This window comes from Streptosporangium sp. NPDC050148, from assembly GCF_055586505.1.
This window is the reverse complement of the sequence record NZ_JBVJIA010000018.1, coordinates 34319-49195: the sequence shown is the minus strand read 5'-3', so window position 1 is coordinate 49195 and position 14877 is coordinate 34319. Positions and strand designations below refer to the sequence as shown.

Below are 14877 nucleotides of genomic sequence, written 5' to 3'. Positions count from 1 at the left end.
TCGCCGACGAGCGGATCAGTAGGTCTGGGGCAGCGAGGACTTGGCGCTGGCCTCGTCGTACTCGCGGTCGGCGATGGTGACCTTCTCCGGGATGCTCTCGCCGTCCAGGAACTTCTGGGCCGTCGAGAAGGCCAGGGCGCCGAAGCGCGGGTTGGACTCGATCACGGCCTGCAGCCAGCCGTCGACGATGCCCTGGACCGCGCCCCGGGTGCCGTCGATGGAGACGATCTTCACGTCTCCGGGCTTCTTGCCCGCTCCCTTGAGCGCGGTGACCGCGCCGAGGGCCATCTCGTCGTTCTCGGCGTAGATGCCGTCGATGTCGGGGTTGGACTGGATGAGCTGCTCGGTGACCTGCTGGCCCTTCTCGCGGGCGAACTCACCGGTCTGCTCGAAGGTGATCTCGATCTCCGGCGCCTCGGCGGCCATCCGCTCCTTGAAGCCGGCCGTCCGCTCGGTGGTGACGTTGTTGCCGGGGGAGCCCAGCAGGATCGCGACCTTGCCCTTGCCGCCCATCGCCTTGATCATCTGGTCGGCGGCGCGCCTGCCCTGCTCGGTGAAGTCGGACCCGATGAAGGTCAGGTAGTCGGTGCAGTGCTTGGCGTTGATCTTCCGGTCGATCGTGATGATCGGCACCTTCTTGGCCGCGGCCTGCTGCAGGACCGGCTCCCAGCCGTCGGAGTTGAGCGGCGCGATCACCAGCAGCTTCGCCCCCTGGGCGATGAGCTGCTGCACGTCGCTGATCTGCTTGGAGAACTGCGACTGGGCGTTGGTGACCTTGAGGTTGGCGATGCCGGCCTTGGCGGCCTCGTCCTTGATCGACTGGGTCTCGGCGATGCGGAACGGGTTGGCCTCCTTCTCCGACTGCGAGAAGCCGACCACCGCGGTCTTCAGGTCGAACGCGGTCCCGCCGTACTGCTGGAGCGTGCATCCGGGGCCGGCCGAGCCCGTGGGGGTCTGCACCACCTGTCCCTGGGCCTGGGAGTCGGACGGGCCGGGGGCCGCGGTGGTGGTCTCGGACTTGGCGCACCCCGAGGCGAGCAGGGCGGCGGTGGCGAGCAGGACGACGGCGTGGCGGGAACGGTATGCGAGCGGGGACATCTGTCCTCCTGGAGGCGAGGCCATCATGCGATGATCAAAGGGTGGTAGGGAAGCGCAACAAACCAGTAACCTTCCCGTCACTTAGTAATCACAATCGATCGCATTCGATCAAATTTTTTGCAAAGGTGATCAAATGTGATCGCTAACAGAGGGGCGTCCCCGCGACGGAAACGGCGGGTCCACCGGCCGCGACAGGCTCCGGGAGCTCCGCGGAAGCGCGCAGGCCGCCCGGAGGGCGGGCCGGTACCGTCATCCACCCGTAATCCGGATTCTTTATGATCGGGGCCGATCAGCACTAGTCACAGGGCGGGCGGACAGGTGACGGACGGAAAGACCAGCGATATGGCCGACGGTGCGCGGCCGGTGTTCGCGGCCGAGCGGCGCCAGCGCATCCTCGACCTGGTGCGCGCCAACGGTGCCGTCTCCCTGCGCGACCTCGCGCGGGCGGTCGGCTCCTCCGAGGTCACCGTCCGCCGTGACGTGCGGATCCTCGAGGGCGAGGGGCTGCTCGACCGCCACCACGGCGGCGCCACCCTGCCGGGCGAGCTCTCCCGCGAGCCGACCTACCTGCAGAAGGCCCAGGTGGCCGACACCGAGAAGACGGTCATCGCCGACCTGGCCGCCTCCCTGGTCGAGGACGGCGACGCGATCGCCGTCGGCGCCGGCACCACGACCCAGGCGTTCGCCCGCCGCCTGGTCAGGTACGGCGAGCTCGCCGTCGTCACCAACTCGCTCCTGGTGGCCCAGGCCCTGGCCGACTGCCCCCGCATCGAGGTGGTGATGACCGGGGGCACGCTGCGCGGCTCCATTCACGCCCTGGTCGGCAGCCCCGCCGAGCAGTCGCTGGCCGGGCTGCGGGTGCGCCGCGCCTTCATATCGGGCAACGGGCTGACCACCGAGCGCGGCCTGTCCACCCCCAACCTCCAGGTCGCCAGCGTCGACCGCGCGATCGCGCGGGCCGCCGAGGACGTGGTCGTCCTCGCCGACCACACCAAGATCGGTATCGACACCATGGTCCAGACCGTGCCCACCGAGGACATCACCCACCTCGTCACCGACGACGGGGCCCCCACGGAGATCCTGGACGACCTCGCCTCCCGGGGGGTGCGGTTGCACGTCGCCCGCCGCTAGGGACGGGCCGATCACCTGAGGCCGAAGGCGACCGTTCCTTTACGGGATCGTTTCCTTTCTCGGTCATCATCGGGACATGCTCCCGGGCGATCCACGGAGGAGTCTTATGGCAGCCGGCATTCGGGCCGTCGAGGCGGCGGGAATCGTCAAGGACTTTCCCGGTGTCCGAGCCCTCGACCACGTCTCCCTGACCCTCGGCGCGGGAGAGGTCCACGCCCTCGTGGGGGAGAACGGCGCCGGCAAGTCCACCCTGGTCAAGGTACTGACCGGCGTGCACCGCCCCGACTCGGGAAGGCTGCGGCTGCGGGGCGAGGAGGTGCGGTTCGCCGGCCCCCTGGACGCCCGCCGGGCCGGGATCTCCACCATCCACCAGGAGGGCAACCTCGTCCCGAGCATGAGCGTCGCGCGCAACCTCTTCCTCGGCCGCGAACCCCGTAACCGGTTCGGCCTCATCGACGCCGCGCGGGCCCGGCGGCTGACCGAGGAGATCCTGCGCGAGTACGGCCTGTGCCTGGACGTGCGCCGCCCGCTGGGATCGTTCGGGCCGGGTACCCAGCAGATGGTCGCCCTGGCCCGTGCCGTCCAGGCCGACGCGCGGGTGGTGGTGCTGGACGAGCCCACCTCGTCGCTGGACTCCCCGGAGGCCGAGACCCTCTTCGAGGTGATCGCGCGGCTGCGGGCCCAGGGCCGGTCGGTGCTCTACGTGACCCACCGGCTGGAGGAGCTCGACCGCGTCTGCGACCGGGTCACCGTGCTGCGCGACGGCCGTGTCGTGCACACCGGCCCCGTCGCCGGGCTCGACCGGCTCCGGCTCCTCTCGCTGATGCTCGGCCGCAACCCCGCCGACATCGCCGAGCAGGGCACGACCGCGTTCGCCGTCCGCTACCCCGAACCGGCCGACGACCCCGTCCTGCGCGCCACCGGCCTGGTCAAGGACCACGTCCTGAACGGGGTGTCGCTGGCCATCCGCCCCGGTGAGGTGGTGGGCCTGGGCGGGCTGATCGGCTCGGGACGCAGCGAGACCGCCAAGGCCATCGCGGGCGCGCTCACCCTGGACTCCGGCGAGGTGACGGTCGCCGGCCTGCCCGTACGCGGCCGTACGGTCAGGAGCGCCATCCGCGCCGGAATCGGCCTGCTCCCCGAGAACCGCACCACCGAAGGGCTGATCGGCTCGCTGTCGGTCAAGGAGAACATCGTGCTCGCGGCGCTGCCGCAGCTGTCACGGGCGGGGATCGTCTCCGAGAGCAGGATCGACCGGATCGTCGAGATCTTCATCAGGCGGCTCGGCATCAAGGCCGCGGGTCCGGGTCAGCGTGCCGGTGAGCTGTCGGGCGGCAACCAGCAGAAGGTCCTGCTGGCCCGCTGGCTGGCCATGAACCCCAAGGTCCTGCTGCTGGACGAACCCACCCGAGGCATCGACGTCGGCGCCAAGGCAGAGGTACAGGCCCTCATCGACGACCTGGCCGCAGAAGGACTGGCCGTCCTGCTCATCTCCTCCGACCTGGAGGAACTCGTCGAAGGTTCCGACCGCGTCGTCATCCTGCGCGACGGGGCCGTCGTCTCGGAGTTCAACGGCCCCGACATCACCGCCGGACTGATCATGACGACGATGGCGGACCGCCCCTCCGGGTGAGGGGTCCCCACCGGGACGCCCCGGGTTCCCGCGTCCCCCTCACCCCCGCCGCCGTCCTCCGCCGATCCGCTCTCCCGCGGCCCGCTCACGCGCGGGCGGGGAGGCCCGCGAAGGGGGAGCCCCCGCTCACGCGGCGCCGTACGACCCCGGGTCCGTGCCGCCCGCGGGGGTGACGACGGACCGGTAGTGGGTGGTCAGCCGCCCCTCGTCGTCCAGGACGTGGAAGGCCAGCGAGGGCGGCCGGTCGAGATGGACGTGGTCGTCGGGGTTGGCGGACCGGCGCTCCCAGGGGAGGCGGACGGTGGAGACCAGTCCCGGCGCCACCAGCAGCGGCCGTCCGGCGAAGGTGGTCGCCGCCGCGGTGTGGGCGTGCCCGCACAGGAAGGCCACCAGGTTGGGGTGACGCTCCGCGACCGCGGCGAGCCTCTCGGCCCCGAACTGGCGGATGGCGTCGATGAAGGGGATCTGCAGCCGGGCCGGCGGGTGGTGGAAGCCCACCAGGACGGGAACCTCCGCCGGGGTGCCGGCCAGGGTGTCCTCCAGCCACGCCAGCGTCTCCTCCTCCAGGAAGCCCTCGTCCTTCCCGGGGACCGAGGAGTCGCACAGGACGATGACGGCACCGGACGTCCGGTGCACCTGGTTGATCGGCTCCTCCGTTCCCGGCCGGCCGAGCAGGTGCCGCCGGAACGCGGCGCGCTCGTCGTGGTTGCCGGGGCAGATCAGCAGCGGATGCCGGGAGGTGAACAACCGGCGCGCCCGCTCGTACTCGGCAGGAAGGGCGTGGTCGGCGATGTCGCCGGTGACCAGGACGGCGTCCAGGTCGTAGGGGAGATCCTCCAGGTGGTCCATGACGGCCTTGACGCGCTCGACGCTGCGCCGCCCGTCGTCGATGTGGGGGTCGCTGAGATGGGCGATCACGATCACTGCGGTTTCCCTTCGTTCTGGCTCACCACGACCGTAGAGGACCACCGGACCAGGATTAAGATCCGGTTTCATGCCGAAACACTGGTCCGGTTCCCGACTAGACCTGCACATCTCCCCGGACACGGCGGGCGGGCGGCGCTCCGGCCTGGAGTCCGCCCTGCGAGAGGCGATCCGCGAGGGACGGCTGCCCGCCGGGACGCTCCTGCCCTCCACCCGCGGGCTGGCACGGGAGCTCGGGCTCTCGCGGGGCACCGTCAGCGCCGCCTACGACCAGCTCGTCGAGGAGGGCTACCTGACCACGCGGCCGGGATCGGGCACCGGCGTGGCCGAGGTCCCGCTCGGCACCCGGGAGCCCGCGCCCCCCGCGCCCGCGCCCGCCGCCCCCCGCCACGACCTACGCCCCGGCCTGCCGGACGTCAGCGCCTTCCCCGTCCGGGCCTGGCTCGCCTCCACCCGCCGGGTGCTCGCCCGCGCCCGTCCCGAGGTCTTCGGCGCCGGGGACCCGCAGGGACGGATCGAGCTGCGCGCCGCGCTCGCCGGCTACCTGGGCCGCACCCGCGGCGTGATCACCACCCCCGACCGGATCGTCGTCACCTCCGGCTATCACCAGGGCCTGGGCCTGCTCTGCGGCGCGCTGGTCGCGGGCGGCGCCCGTACCGCGGCCGTGGAGGACCCCGGCCACAACGTCTTCCGCGACGTCGTCCGGCGGGCCGGGTTCACCGTCCGCCCCCTGCCCGTCGACGCCCACGGCGCCCGCACGCAGGAGCTGACCCACCGCGACGCGGCGGCGTTCCTCACGCCCTCGCACCAGTACCCGACCGGCGTCCCGCTGCGTCCCGGCCGCCGCCAGGCACTGTGCGCGTGGGCGCGCTCCACCGGCGGCCTGGTCGTCGAGGACGACTACGACGGCGAGTACCGCTACGACCGCCAGCCCGTCGGCGCCCTGCAGGGAGTCGCCCCCGACCAGGTCGTGTACTGCGGCACCGTGTCCAAGACCCTCGGCCCCGCCCTCCGCCTCGCCTGGATGGTCCTTCCGCCCCACCTGGTGGAGCCGGTGACGCGGGCCAAGCGGCACGCCGACCAGTACACCGAGACCCTGGGCCAGCTCGTGCTGGCCGATCTGATCACCACCCACGCCTACGACCGCCACATCCGCGCCGCCCGCCTGCGCTACCGCCGCCGCCGCGAGCTCCTCCTCGGCAGGGTCGCCACCGTCCCGGGCCTGGTCGCCCACGGCGTCCCGGCCGGGCTGCACACGCTGCTCACCCTCCCGCCCGGCGCCCCCGCCGAGGACGACCTGCTGGCCCGGTGCGACCGCCGGGGCCTGGCCGTACGCGGCCTGACCGAGCTCCACCACGACCCCGCAGGCCGCCCGCAGGGGCTGCTGGCCGGCTTCGGCGCCCCGTCCGAGCGCGCCTACCCGGCCGCCCTCGACGCCCTGTTCGCGGTCCTGGCCGATCGGGACGCCCCCGGGGGGTGAGCCCGCACCGTGGAGGCGACGGCCGGGAACGACGACGGGGACGACGGGACCGGCCGTCCCGCCGGAGCGGGGACGCTAGGCACGGTCCGTACCGGCGAACGCGCCGATGGCCCGTCCGGCGCGTTCGGTGATCGCGCGGAGGTGACCGGCCAGTTCCGGGGGGTCGAGGAGGGTGTAGTCGACCGGCAGGAGCATCACGCGGTAGGCCAGGTGCCGCGGTGAGTCGGGGTGGGTGAGCAGCAGGCACGAGTCGTCGTCGACCGCCTCCAGGACCCCCTGCCAGGCGGGGACGCTCTCGGCGGCCCGTTCGAGGGGCACGTGCAGCAGCAGCCGGGCCCGGACGTCGCGGGGCGGCATCTGCCGGGTCACCCAGGTCTCGGTGTCGACGCCGCCGGGCAGCTCGCGGGCGGGGACGCGGACGCCGGTGCGGTGCAGCTCGCCCATCCGGTCCACCCGGAAGGAACGCCACCCGGCCCGGTGCTCGTCGTAGGCGACCAGGTACCACAGGCGCTCCCAGACCACCAGCCGGTGCGGCTCCACCAGGCGCCGGGTCGCCTCGCCGTGCGGCCTGGTGTAGGCGAAACGGACCTTCTCGTGCGTCACGCAGGCGGCGGCCAGCGCGGCCAGGACGCCGGCGTCGGCGGCCGGGCCGTCCCGCGGGGGCAGGACGACGGCCGCCCCCGACAGCGCCGCCACCCGGGGGCGCAGCCGTGCCGGGAGGACCTGCTCCAGCTTGGCCAGGGCGCGGAGCGAGGTCTCCTCGATGCCGGTGACGGCCGCGGTGGCCGCGGCGCGCAGGCCGATGGCGACGGCGACCGCCTCCTCGTCGTCGAGCAGCAGCGGGGGCATGGCCGTCCCGGAGGTCAGCCGGTAGCCGCCGACGTTGCCCTGGGTGGCGTGGACCGGGTAGCCGAGCTCGCGCAGCCGGTCGACGTCGCGCCGGATCGTCCGGGAGGTGACGCCCAGGCGGCCGGCGAGTTCGGCGCCCGGCCACTCGCGCGGGGTCTGCAGCAGGGACAGCAGCCGCAGCAGCCGGCCGGAGGGATCGCGCATGCCCCCATCCTGCCATCCCTTCTAGGACGTTCAATGACCTGTTGCCCCCCTAGGGTCATGGACATCGCCTCGGAGCACGGCAGCCGGACCCCGGCGGCTCCCCGGCGGCGAAGGAGAAGCGCATGTTGCGAGGACTCGCCACCGTCACCCTCTGGGCGGACGACCTGGAGGCGGCGAAGGCGTGGTACGCCGACCTGCTGGGCGTCGAGCCGTACTTCGAGCGCCCGGGGAACGGGCTGCCGGCCGCGTACTACGAGTTCCGGATCGGCGACCACCAGGCCGAGCTCGGCATCATCGACCGGCGTTTCGCCCCGCCGGGCGCCTCCGCCGCGCCGGGAGGCGCGATCACCCACTGGCACGTCGACGACGTCCAAGGCGCGCTGGACCGGCTGCTCGCCATGGGCGCCACCCTCCACACTCCGCTCACCGAGCACGGCCCCGGCTTCGTCGCCGCGTCGGTGGCCGACCCGTTCGGCAACGTGCTGGGCGTCATGTACAACAGCCACTACCTGGAGATGCTGGGCCGATGATGCACTTCGAGGACGCCGCGGCGTGGGAGGCGTGGCTGGCCTCCCACCACGGGAGCGGCGACGGCGCCTGGCTGAGGATCGCGAAGAAGGGGTCGGCCGCCACGTCGGTCACGATCACGCAGGCGCTGGAGGTCGCGCTGTGCTACGGCTGGATCGACAGCCACCGCAGGGCCCACGACGACGACTTCTACCTGCAGCGGTACTCGCGCCGCCGCAGGGGCGGCGCCTGGTCGCGGGTGAACGTCGAGCGCGTGGAGGAGCTGACCGCCGCCGGGCGGATGCGCCCGCCCGGCCTGGCCGAGGTCGCCGCGGCCCGGGCGGACGGCCGCTGGGAGGCCGCCTACACCGCCCAGCGCGACGCCGTCGTCCCCGCCGACCTGGCCGGTGCGCTGGCGGCCCACCCGCGCGCCGCCGCCCGCTTCGACGCGCTGGGCAGGACCGGCCGCTACCGGCTGATCCTGCCGCTGCTGAAGGCCAGGACCCCGGCCGGGCGCGCGGCCCGGCTGGACGGGGCGATCTCCACCCTGCTGGAGGACCCGGGAGGTCCCCCGGCCTGATCGTCCACCCCGGGGGCGCACCCGGCAGGCCGGAACGCACCACTTGCCAGGACGAGATCGGCCTCGTACCGGCGAGGTAGGGTGCGCCCATGTACGACGATCCGGTGGCGGAGTCGGAAGGTCTGCTCTACCTCACCGACGGCTCGCCGGTCTACGCCGGGCAGTACGTCCACCACGACTTCTTCTACGCCCACACGCACAGCTTCGTCGAGGTCGCCGTCGTCGTCGGGGGCAGCGGGTTCCACCACACGATGACGGGAAGGCAGCCGCTGCGCCGCGGCGACGCCGTCCTGCTGCGGCCCGGCACCTGGCACGGGTACGAGGACTGCGACCGGCTGCAGGTCTACAACTGCTGTTTCGGCGCCGAGCTCCTGCACCGCGAGCTCACCTGGAGCCGGCAGGACGCGCTGCTGGGACACCTGCTGTGGACCGGCCCGTACTCGGCGGGGCGCAGGGGGACCCTGGCCTTCACGCTGACCGAGGAGAGCCTGCGCGCGTGCCTGGTCCACCTGGAGGACCTGGACCGGTCGCGCGCGCGTCCCGGCTCCCGCCGCGGCGACGTCATCGGGCACCTGTCGGTCCTGCTGGGGCACCTCGCGCGGGCCGCCGCCGAGACCCGCGAGGACTCCGGGGAGCCGGCCGGGCCCGCCCACCCGGCCGTGGTCCGGGCGATGCGGCTGATGGAGGACCGGCCCGCCCACGACTGGACGCTTCCGGAGCTGGCCGCGCACCTGCGGCTGACCCCCGAGTACCTGGTCCGCCTGTTCACGTCCGTGACGGGGCTGCCGCCGATGGCGTACCTGGCGCGGCAGCGCGCGGAACGCGCCGCGGTCCTGCTGCTGCTCGGGCGGGAGCCGATCGCCCGGATCGGGGAGCGGGTCGGGTGGCCCGACCCCAACTACTTCGCCCGGAGGTTCAAGGCGCACTTCGGCATGAACCCCTCCGGCTACCGCAGGAGGTTCGCCCACCGGCCGGCCACGGCCCGCGACGGCCGCCGCGAGCACCGGGAACCCTCCCGGCACGACTGACCTGCGAACTCCCCGGCGGCTCCGGGCCCGATGTCAGTTCCGTGCTAGCAGTGGTTCATCGCGGCCTATGCCCCCCTCACCCGACGGCTGATGATCCGTGCAGGCCGAGAAACACGCCGGAAACACCTCGGCGGCGGTTCTCGGCCCATCCCACCGGGCCACGGCCCTTTCAGCCTCGGAGGACCCCAGGTGCATCATCGGCCACGAAACCGGAGGCGGCTCGCGCTCGCCCTCTGCCTCGCGCTTCCCGCCACCGTCCTGCACGTCACGACGGCGGCGCACGCCACCGCCGCCCCCTGCGCGTGGATGGACACCACGAAATCCGCCGACACCCGCGCGCGCACCCTGCTGGACGCCTCCACCCTGGAGCAGAAGATGCGCTGGCTGGTGGAGCAGCCCGCCGCCGAACCGCAGCGGACGCAGTTCCCCGACGGGGTCGTCTACCCCGCCCAGGTCGCCTGCGCCCCCGCCCTCACCTACACCGACGGGCCCTTCGGCATCCGCGGCGACACCGGCGTGACCGCCTTCCCGGCGCCCATCGCGCAGGCGGCGAGCTGGAACCCGTCCCTGAGCACCGCCAAGGGACGCGCCGTCGCCGACGAGGCGTTCCGCAAGCGCCGCAACGTCTTCCTCGGCCCCGGCATCGCGAGCGGGCGCACCCCGCTCAACGGCCGCACCTCCGAGTACCTGGGCGAGGACCCGCTGCTGAGCGGCGACCTGGCCGCGGCCGAGATCCAGGGGATCCAGAAGGGCAACCCCCAGGCGCCCGTCCTGTCGGTGCTCAAGCACTTCGTCGGCAACGAGCAGGAGACCGACCGCACGCTGAGCTCGTCCAACATCGACGAGCGCACCCTGCGCCAGATCTACGAGCTGCCGTTCGAGATCGCCGTCAAGAAGGGCTCGCCCGGCGGCGTCATGTGCGCCTACAACCAGGTCAACGGCGTCCACTCATGTGAGAACCCCACCCTGCTGACCGACCACCTGCGCGGCACGATCGGGTTCGGCGGCTTCGTCGTCTCCGACTTCTGGGCGGTGACCTCCACGGCCCCGTCCCTGAGGGCCGGGCTGGACCAGGAGCTGAACAAGCCCACCTACTGGACGCCGGAGAAGCTCAGGGCCGCGCTGGCCGCCGGGCAGATCACCACCGCGCAGATCGACACCGCGGCCTTCCGTGTCGTACGGGCGCTCGTCTCCGCGGGCCTGTTCGACCGTCCCCTGCCGGCAACCGCCGCCGCGAACGTGTCGTCGGCGGCGAACCAGGCGGTGGCCCGCCGGGTGGCCGAGGAGGGCGGCGTGCTGCTGAAGAACGAGGCGGCCGTCCTGCCGCTCACCGGGCAGCGCAGGACGATCGCCGTCATCGGCCCGACCGCGTCCCGCACCCCGACCAACGGCGTCAGCGCGAGCACGGTCTGCTCGGCCACCTGGCTGATGCCCCCGGGCGGCCCCTACGTCGACTGCCCGAACCCGGTCGCGCCGCTCGACGCGATCACCGCGCGGGCCGCCAGGGACGGGGGCCGGGTGGTCTTCGACGACGGAAGCGACCCCGCGAGGGCGGCCAGGGTCGCCGCGAGCGCGGACGTGGCCGTCGTCTTCGGCTACTACACCGCGGGCGAGTTCGCCGACCTGCCCGACATCTCCCTGGACGGCGGCGGCGACGCCCTCATCTCGGCCGTGGCCACGGCCAACCCGCGCACCGTCGCGGTGCTGGAGACCGGCGGCCCGGTCCTGATGCCGTGGCTGGGCAAGGTCAAGGCCGTCCTGCAGGCGTGGTACCCCGGGGTCCAGCAGGGCAACGCGATCGCCTCCCTGCTGTGGGGCGACGTCAACCCGTCCGGGAAGCTGCCGCAGACCTTCCCCGCCTCGCTGTCGGACCTGCCGACCGCCGGATCGGCCCGCCAGTACCCCGGCGTGCTGCCCGGCGGCGGGACGACCCGCCCCGAGGGCGACCAGAGCATCCGCCAGGTGGACCACGCCGAAGGGCTCAAGGTCGGCTACCGCTGGTACGACAGCAGGAACATCACACCGCTGTTCCCCTTCGGGCACGGGCTGTCGTACACGACGTTCTCCTACGGCACCCTCACGGTCACCCCGCCGCGGACCGATGGCAGGCAGCCGGTCAAGGTCAGGTTCCTGGTGACCAACACCGGGCAGCGCGCCGGCACCGAGGTCGCCCAGGTCTACCTCGGGCTGCCCGCCCAGGCCGGTGAACCGCCCAGGCGGCTGGCCGGCTGGGCCCGGGTGACGCTGGCACCGAACGCCTCGCAGATGGTGGAGGTCACCCTGGACCCGGCGGCCCCGAACCGGCCGCTGTCCTACTGGGACGCCGCGGCGGACCGGTGGGTCACGCCACCGGGACGGTACGCGGTGCAGGTGGGCGCCTCCTCGCGGAACATCTCGCTCACCGGCGCGTTCCAGATCCCCTGACCGGAGGCCCCCGCACCGGGGGACGTCCGAGGACCCCGGAGCGGGTGGCCCGGCTACGGCCGGTCCACCCGCTCTCCCACGCCGACGAGGATCTCGCGCAACCAGCGGTGCCCGGCGTCGGCGTGGTTGGCCGCGTGGTACCAGAACGCCTCGATGACGGGCACCACCTCGTACGGGCAGGGCAGCACCTGGACGTCGGCCACCGCGGCCAGCCGCAGGGCCAGCCGCTCCTGGAGCAGCGCTATGCGCCTGGTGCCGGGGACCAGGAAGGGCAGGGACTGGAAGTTCTCCACCACGACCTCGAAGCGCGGCTCCACCCCGAGCATGGCGAGCTGCCGGGCCGCCGACGCCATGCCGGTGGGGCTCTGGAAGGTCACCGCCCACGGAAGTTCCCGCAGGTGGTCCATGGTGATGCCGTCGCGCAGGTCGGGGTGGTCCCGGTCGGCGATGATGACCCACCGGTCGGTGTAGACGTCCACCGCCGGATGGGTGGTGATGAAGCCGTGCGGCATCAGCAGCCCGTCCACCGAGCGCAGCGTGGTGTCGATGTCGTCGACCCTCGGGATGTTGATCTGCAGGAAGCGCAGGCGGACCCCGGGGGCCTCGCGCTCCACGGCGCGCGTGAGCTCCCCGCCGATGACGGTCAGCACGTAGTCGGAGCCGACCAGGGTGAACTCGCGGTCGGAGGTGGCCGGGTCGAAGTCGGGCTTGGCGGAGAAGACCCGCTCGACGACGCTGACCGCGAGCGAGGTCGCGCCGACCAGGGAGGCGGCGAGCGGGGTGAGCTCGAAGCCGTTGCCGACGCGCAGCAGCAGCTCGTCGTCGAAGTGCCGCCGCAGGCGGGCTAGGCTCGCGCTGGTGGCGGGCTGGCTCAGCCCGATCCGCTGACCGGCCCGGGTGACGTTGCGCTCCTCCAGCAGCGCGTGCAGCGTGACCAGCAGGTTCAGGTCCAGCCTCTCCAGGCCCATCGATCCCTCGAATTCATGAGATGGATTCGTTCATACAACCTATCTATTTCCCAAATTCCTCGGGGTGTTCCAGGGTGGGGAAGGACCCCCAGGGAGGCGACACGGTGACGACGGCTCCGCACCCCTCCGCGCACCTCCTCGCGGGCACCGCGAGGCCGGTGACGGGCTGCCCGCGGCTCGGTGATCGCGTCTTCCAGGCCGGACGCCTGCGGCCCGCCTCCGCGGACGCGACCCCGCGCGCCCACCCTCACGTCGAGATCACCGTCGTCACCTCCGGTGAGGCGGTCCATCGCACCGCAACCACCCGGGACCGCGTCCGGGCCGGTCATGTCCTGCTGCTCCCTCCGGGGACGTGGCACGCCTACGAGGACTGCCGGCGGCTGGAGACGTACTGCTGTGCCTTCCGGCGCGAGGTGCTGCTGTGCGAGCTGGCCTGGACCCGGGAGGATCCGCTGCTCGCCCGGCTGTTCGGCGACCACGACGACCACGACGGTGACCGCAGCGGTGGCGACGGCGGCGGTGGCGGCGGCGGTGGTGGCGGCGGGCCGCGTCGTCCGGGACCGGGTCTCGCACTGCTCGACCGGCGCGGGCTCGCCGACTGTGTCGCCCACCTCGACGCGCTGCGCGACCTGGCCGGGAAGCCGGGAACGACGCACCGCGCCGATCTCGTCGGGCACCTGCTGCTGTTCACGAGCCGGCTCGCCCGTGCCGAGCCGGGCCCGGCCGGGGAGCCGGACCCGGCCGGGCCGCCCGTCCATCCGGCGGTGGCCGACGCCGTCCGGCTGATGGAGGCCGACCTCGAACACGACTGGTCGCTGGGCGAGCTGGCCGACACGCTCTTCCTGACCCCGGGCTACCTGGTACGCCTGTTCAAGGCGGGTTTCGGGGTGCCGCCCATGGCCTATCTCGCGCGCCGCAGGGCCGAGACCGCGGCGATGCTGCTCGTGCAGACCGACCACCCCATATCCCGTATCGGGCAGCTGGTCGGCTGGCCGGACCAGAACTACTTCGCCCGCCGCTTCAGGGCCCACTTCGGCATGAGCGCCACGAGCTTCCGCCGCGGCCCCGCCCACCGGCCCGGACCGGGGTCAGGGGCGGGTACGGGGACGCTCACGGGCCCGCGGGACCGGTGACGCGGCCGTACCGGGGACGATCGTGTTGGAGACCGAGCCGATGCCCTCGACGGTGAGGGTGACGGTGTCGCCCGGACGGAGCGGGGGCGGGTCCTGGCGGCCGCGCCGGCCCCACAGCTCGGCCAGGCAGCCGCCGTTGCCGCAGGTCCCGGAACCGAGCACGTCGCCGGGACGTACCCGGGTGCCGCGCGAGGCGTGGGCGACCAGCTCCTCGAACGTCCAGCTCATGTTGGACAGCAGGTCACGGCCGACCTCCCGGCCGTTGACCTCGGCCGTCAGGGCGAGCCGCAGCAGGCCGTCGGCGTCGCGGTAGGGCTCCAGCTCGTCGGCCGTGACCAGCCACGGGCCGAGGGTGGTGGCGCCGTCCTTGCCCTTGGCCGGGCCGAGCCCGACCTGCATCTCCCGGGACTGCAGATCCCGCGCCGACCAGTCGTTGAAGATCGTGTAGCCGAAGATGTGGTCGCGGGCCCGTTCGGGGGAGAGGTCGCGGCCCTCGCGGCCGACGACCGCGGCCACCTCCAGCTCGAAGTCCAGGACGTGACAGCCGGGCGGCACCGGGACGTCGTCGTGGGCGCCGACCATCGCGGACGGGTTGGCGAAGTAGAACGCCGGCGCGTCGTACCAGGCGTCCGGGACGCCCTCGGCGCCGCTCACGCTGCGGCGCACGCCCTCGACGTGCTCCTCGAACGTGACGAAGTCACGGACCGAGGGCGGCTCGACCGGCGGGAGCAGCCGCACCTCGGACAGGGGCACGGCCGCCCCGGTGGCGGGGACGCGGCCGGTGCGGACGACGTCGAGGAGGTCGGTCCCCTCGGGGAAGGGCGACAGGACGCCGCCCTCGACGCCGTCAACGCCGTCAACGCCCTCGACGATGCCGCTGCGGCGCAGGCCCCGGTGGGTGAAGGTCGCGAGACGCAC

13 protein-coding genes are annotated in these 14877 nt (G+C 73.2%); 8 read left to right on the top strand and 5 right to left on the bottom strand.

Annotated elements, in window-relative coordinates; genetic code table 11:
* Positions 1-15: 15 nt before the first annotated feature.
* Positions 16-1098, bottom strand: coding sequence for an ABC transporter substrate-binding protein (locus ACZ6RT_RS21090; protein ID WP_399195172.1), 1083 nt, complete (start codon positions 1096-1098; stop codon positions 16-18).
* 342 nt (positions 1099-1440) lie between these two features.
* Here ACZ6RT_RS21090 and ACZ6RT_RS21085 point away from each other — a divergent pair, with 342 nt between their 5' ends.
* Both ACZ6RT_RS21085 and ACZ6RT_RS21080 read left to right on the top strand, forming a co-directional pair.
* The gene (locus ACZ6RT_RS21085; RefSeq protein WP_399195235.1) at positions 1441-2229 is read left to right on the top strand and encodes a DeoR/GlpR family DNA-binding transcription regulator; all 789 of its coding nucleotides are present in this window, start codon (positions 1441-1443) and stop codon (positions 2227-2229) included.
* A gap of 106 nt (positions 2230-2335) precedes the next feature.
* Positions 2336-3862: a sugar ABC transporter ATP-binding protein gene (locus tag ACZ6RT_RS21080; RefSeq protein ID WP_470155506.1), complete on the top strand. Its 1527-nt coding sequence runs from the start codon at positions 2336-2338 to the stop codon at positions 3860-3862.
* A gap of 126 nt (positions 3863-3988) precedes the next feature.
* Here ACZ6RT_RS21080 and ACZ6RT_RS21075 read toward each other — a convergent pair whose 3' ends face one another.
* Complete coding sequence (locus tag ACZ6RT_RS21075; protein WP_470155504.1) at positions 3989-4786, bottom strand: metallophosphoesterase; 798 nt, start codon at positions 4784-4786, stop codon at positions 3989-3991.
* A gap of 70 nt (positions 4787-4856) precedes the next feature.
* On the opposite strand from ACZ6RT_RS21075, the gene pdxR reads away from it, so the two are divergent.
* Complete coding sequence (gene pdxR, locus ACZ6RT_RS21070) at positions 4857-6266, top strand: MocR-like pyridoxine biosynthesis transcription factor PdxR (RefSeq protein WP_470155502.1); 1410 nt, start codon at positions 4857-4859, stop codon at positions 6264-6266.
* Positions 6267-6341: 75 nt separating this feature from the next.
* On the opposite strand, the gene ACZ6RT_RS21065 is transcribed toward pdxR, so the two are convergent.
* Positions 6342-7319, bottom strand: coding sequence for a helix-turn-helix transcriptional regulator (locus ACZ6RT_RS21065; protein WP_470155500.1), 978 nt, complete (start codon positions 7317-7319; stop codon positions 6342-6344).
* A 122-nt stretch (positions 7320-7441) separates the two neighbouring features.
* Between ACZ6RT_RS21065 and ACZ6RT_RS21060 the strand changes: the two genes are divergently transcribed.
* From ACZ6RT_RS21060 to ACZ6RT_RS21045, 4 genes are all read left to right on the top strand, one after another.
* The gene (locus ACZ6RT_RS21060) at positions 7442-7849 is read left to right on the top strand and encodes a VOC family protein (protein WP_470155498.1); all 408 of its coding nucleotides are present in this window, start codon (positions 7442-7444) and stop codon (positions 7847-7849) included.
* A complete protein-coding gene (locus ACZ6RT_RS21055; protein WP_470155496.1) occupies positions 7846-8406 on the top strand; it encodes a YdeI/OmpD-associated family protein in 561 nt (186 codons plus the stop codon). The genes ACZ6RT_RS21060 and ACZ6RT_RS21055 overlap by 4 nt, the downstream gene beginning before the upstream one ends.
* A gap of 89 nt (positions 8407-8495) precedes the next feature.
* Positions 8496-9434: a helix-turn-helix domain-containing protein gene (locus ACZ6RT_RS21050; protein ID WP_470155494.1), complete on the top strand. Its 939-nt coding sequence runs from the start codon at positions 8496-8498 to the stop codon at positions 9432-9434.
* A 189-nt stretch (positions 9435-9623) separates the two neighbouring features.
* Positions 9624-11858, top strand: a complete 2235-nt coding sequence (locus ACZ6RT_RS21045) for a beta-glucosidase (protein ID WP_470155492.1) — start codon at positions 9624-9626, stop codon at positions 11856-11858.
* A gap of 53 nt (positions 11859-11911) precedes the next feature.
* On the opposite strand, the gene ACZ6RT_RS21040 is transcribed toward ACZ6RT_RS21045, so the two are convergent.
* Positions 11912-12826, bottom strand: coding sequence for a LysR family transcriptional regulator (locus ACZ6RT_RS21040; protein ID WP_399195190.1), 915 nt, complete (start codon positions 12824-12826; stop codon positions 11912-11914).
* Positions 12827-12930: 104 nt separating this feature from the next.
* Between ACZ6RT_RS21040 and ACZ6RT_RS21035 the strand changes: the two genes are divergently transcribed.
* Complete coding sequence (locus ACZ6RT_RS21035) at positions 12931-13959, top strand: AraC family transcriptional regulator (protein WP_470155489.1); 1029 nt, start codon at positions 12931-12933, stop codon at positions 13957-13959.
* Here the strand turns inward: ACZ6RT_RS21035 and ACZ6RT_RS21030 are convergent.
* Positions 13915-14877, bottom strand: coding sequence for a fumarylacetoacetate hydrolase family protein (locus tag ACZ6RT_RS21030; protein ID WP_470155487.1), 963 nt, complete (start codon positions 14875-14877; stop codon positions 13915-13917). The genes ACZ6RT_RS21035 and ACZ6RT_RS21030 overlap by 45 nt on opposite strands.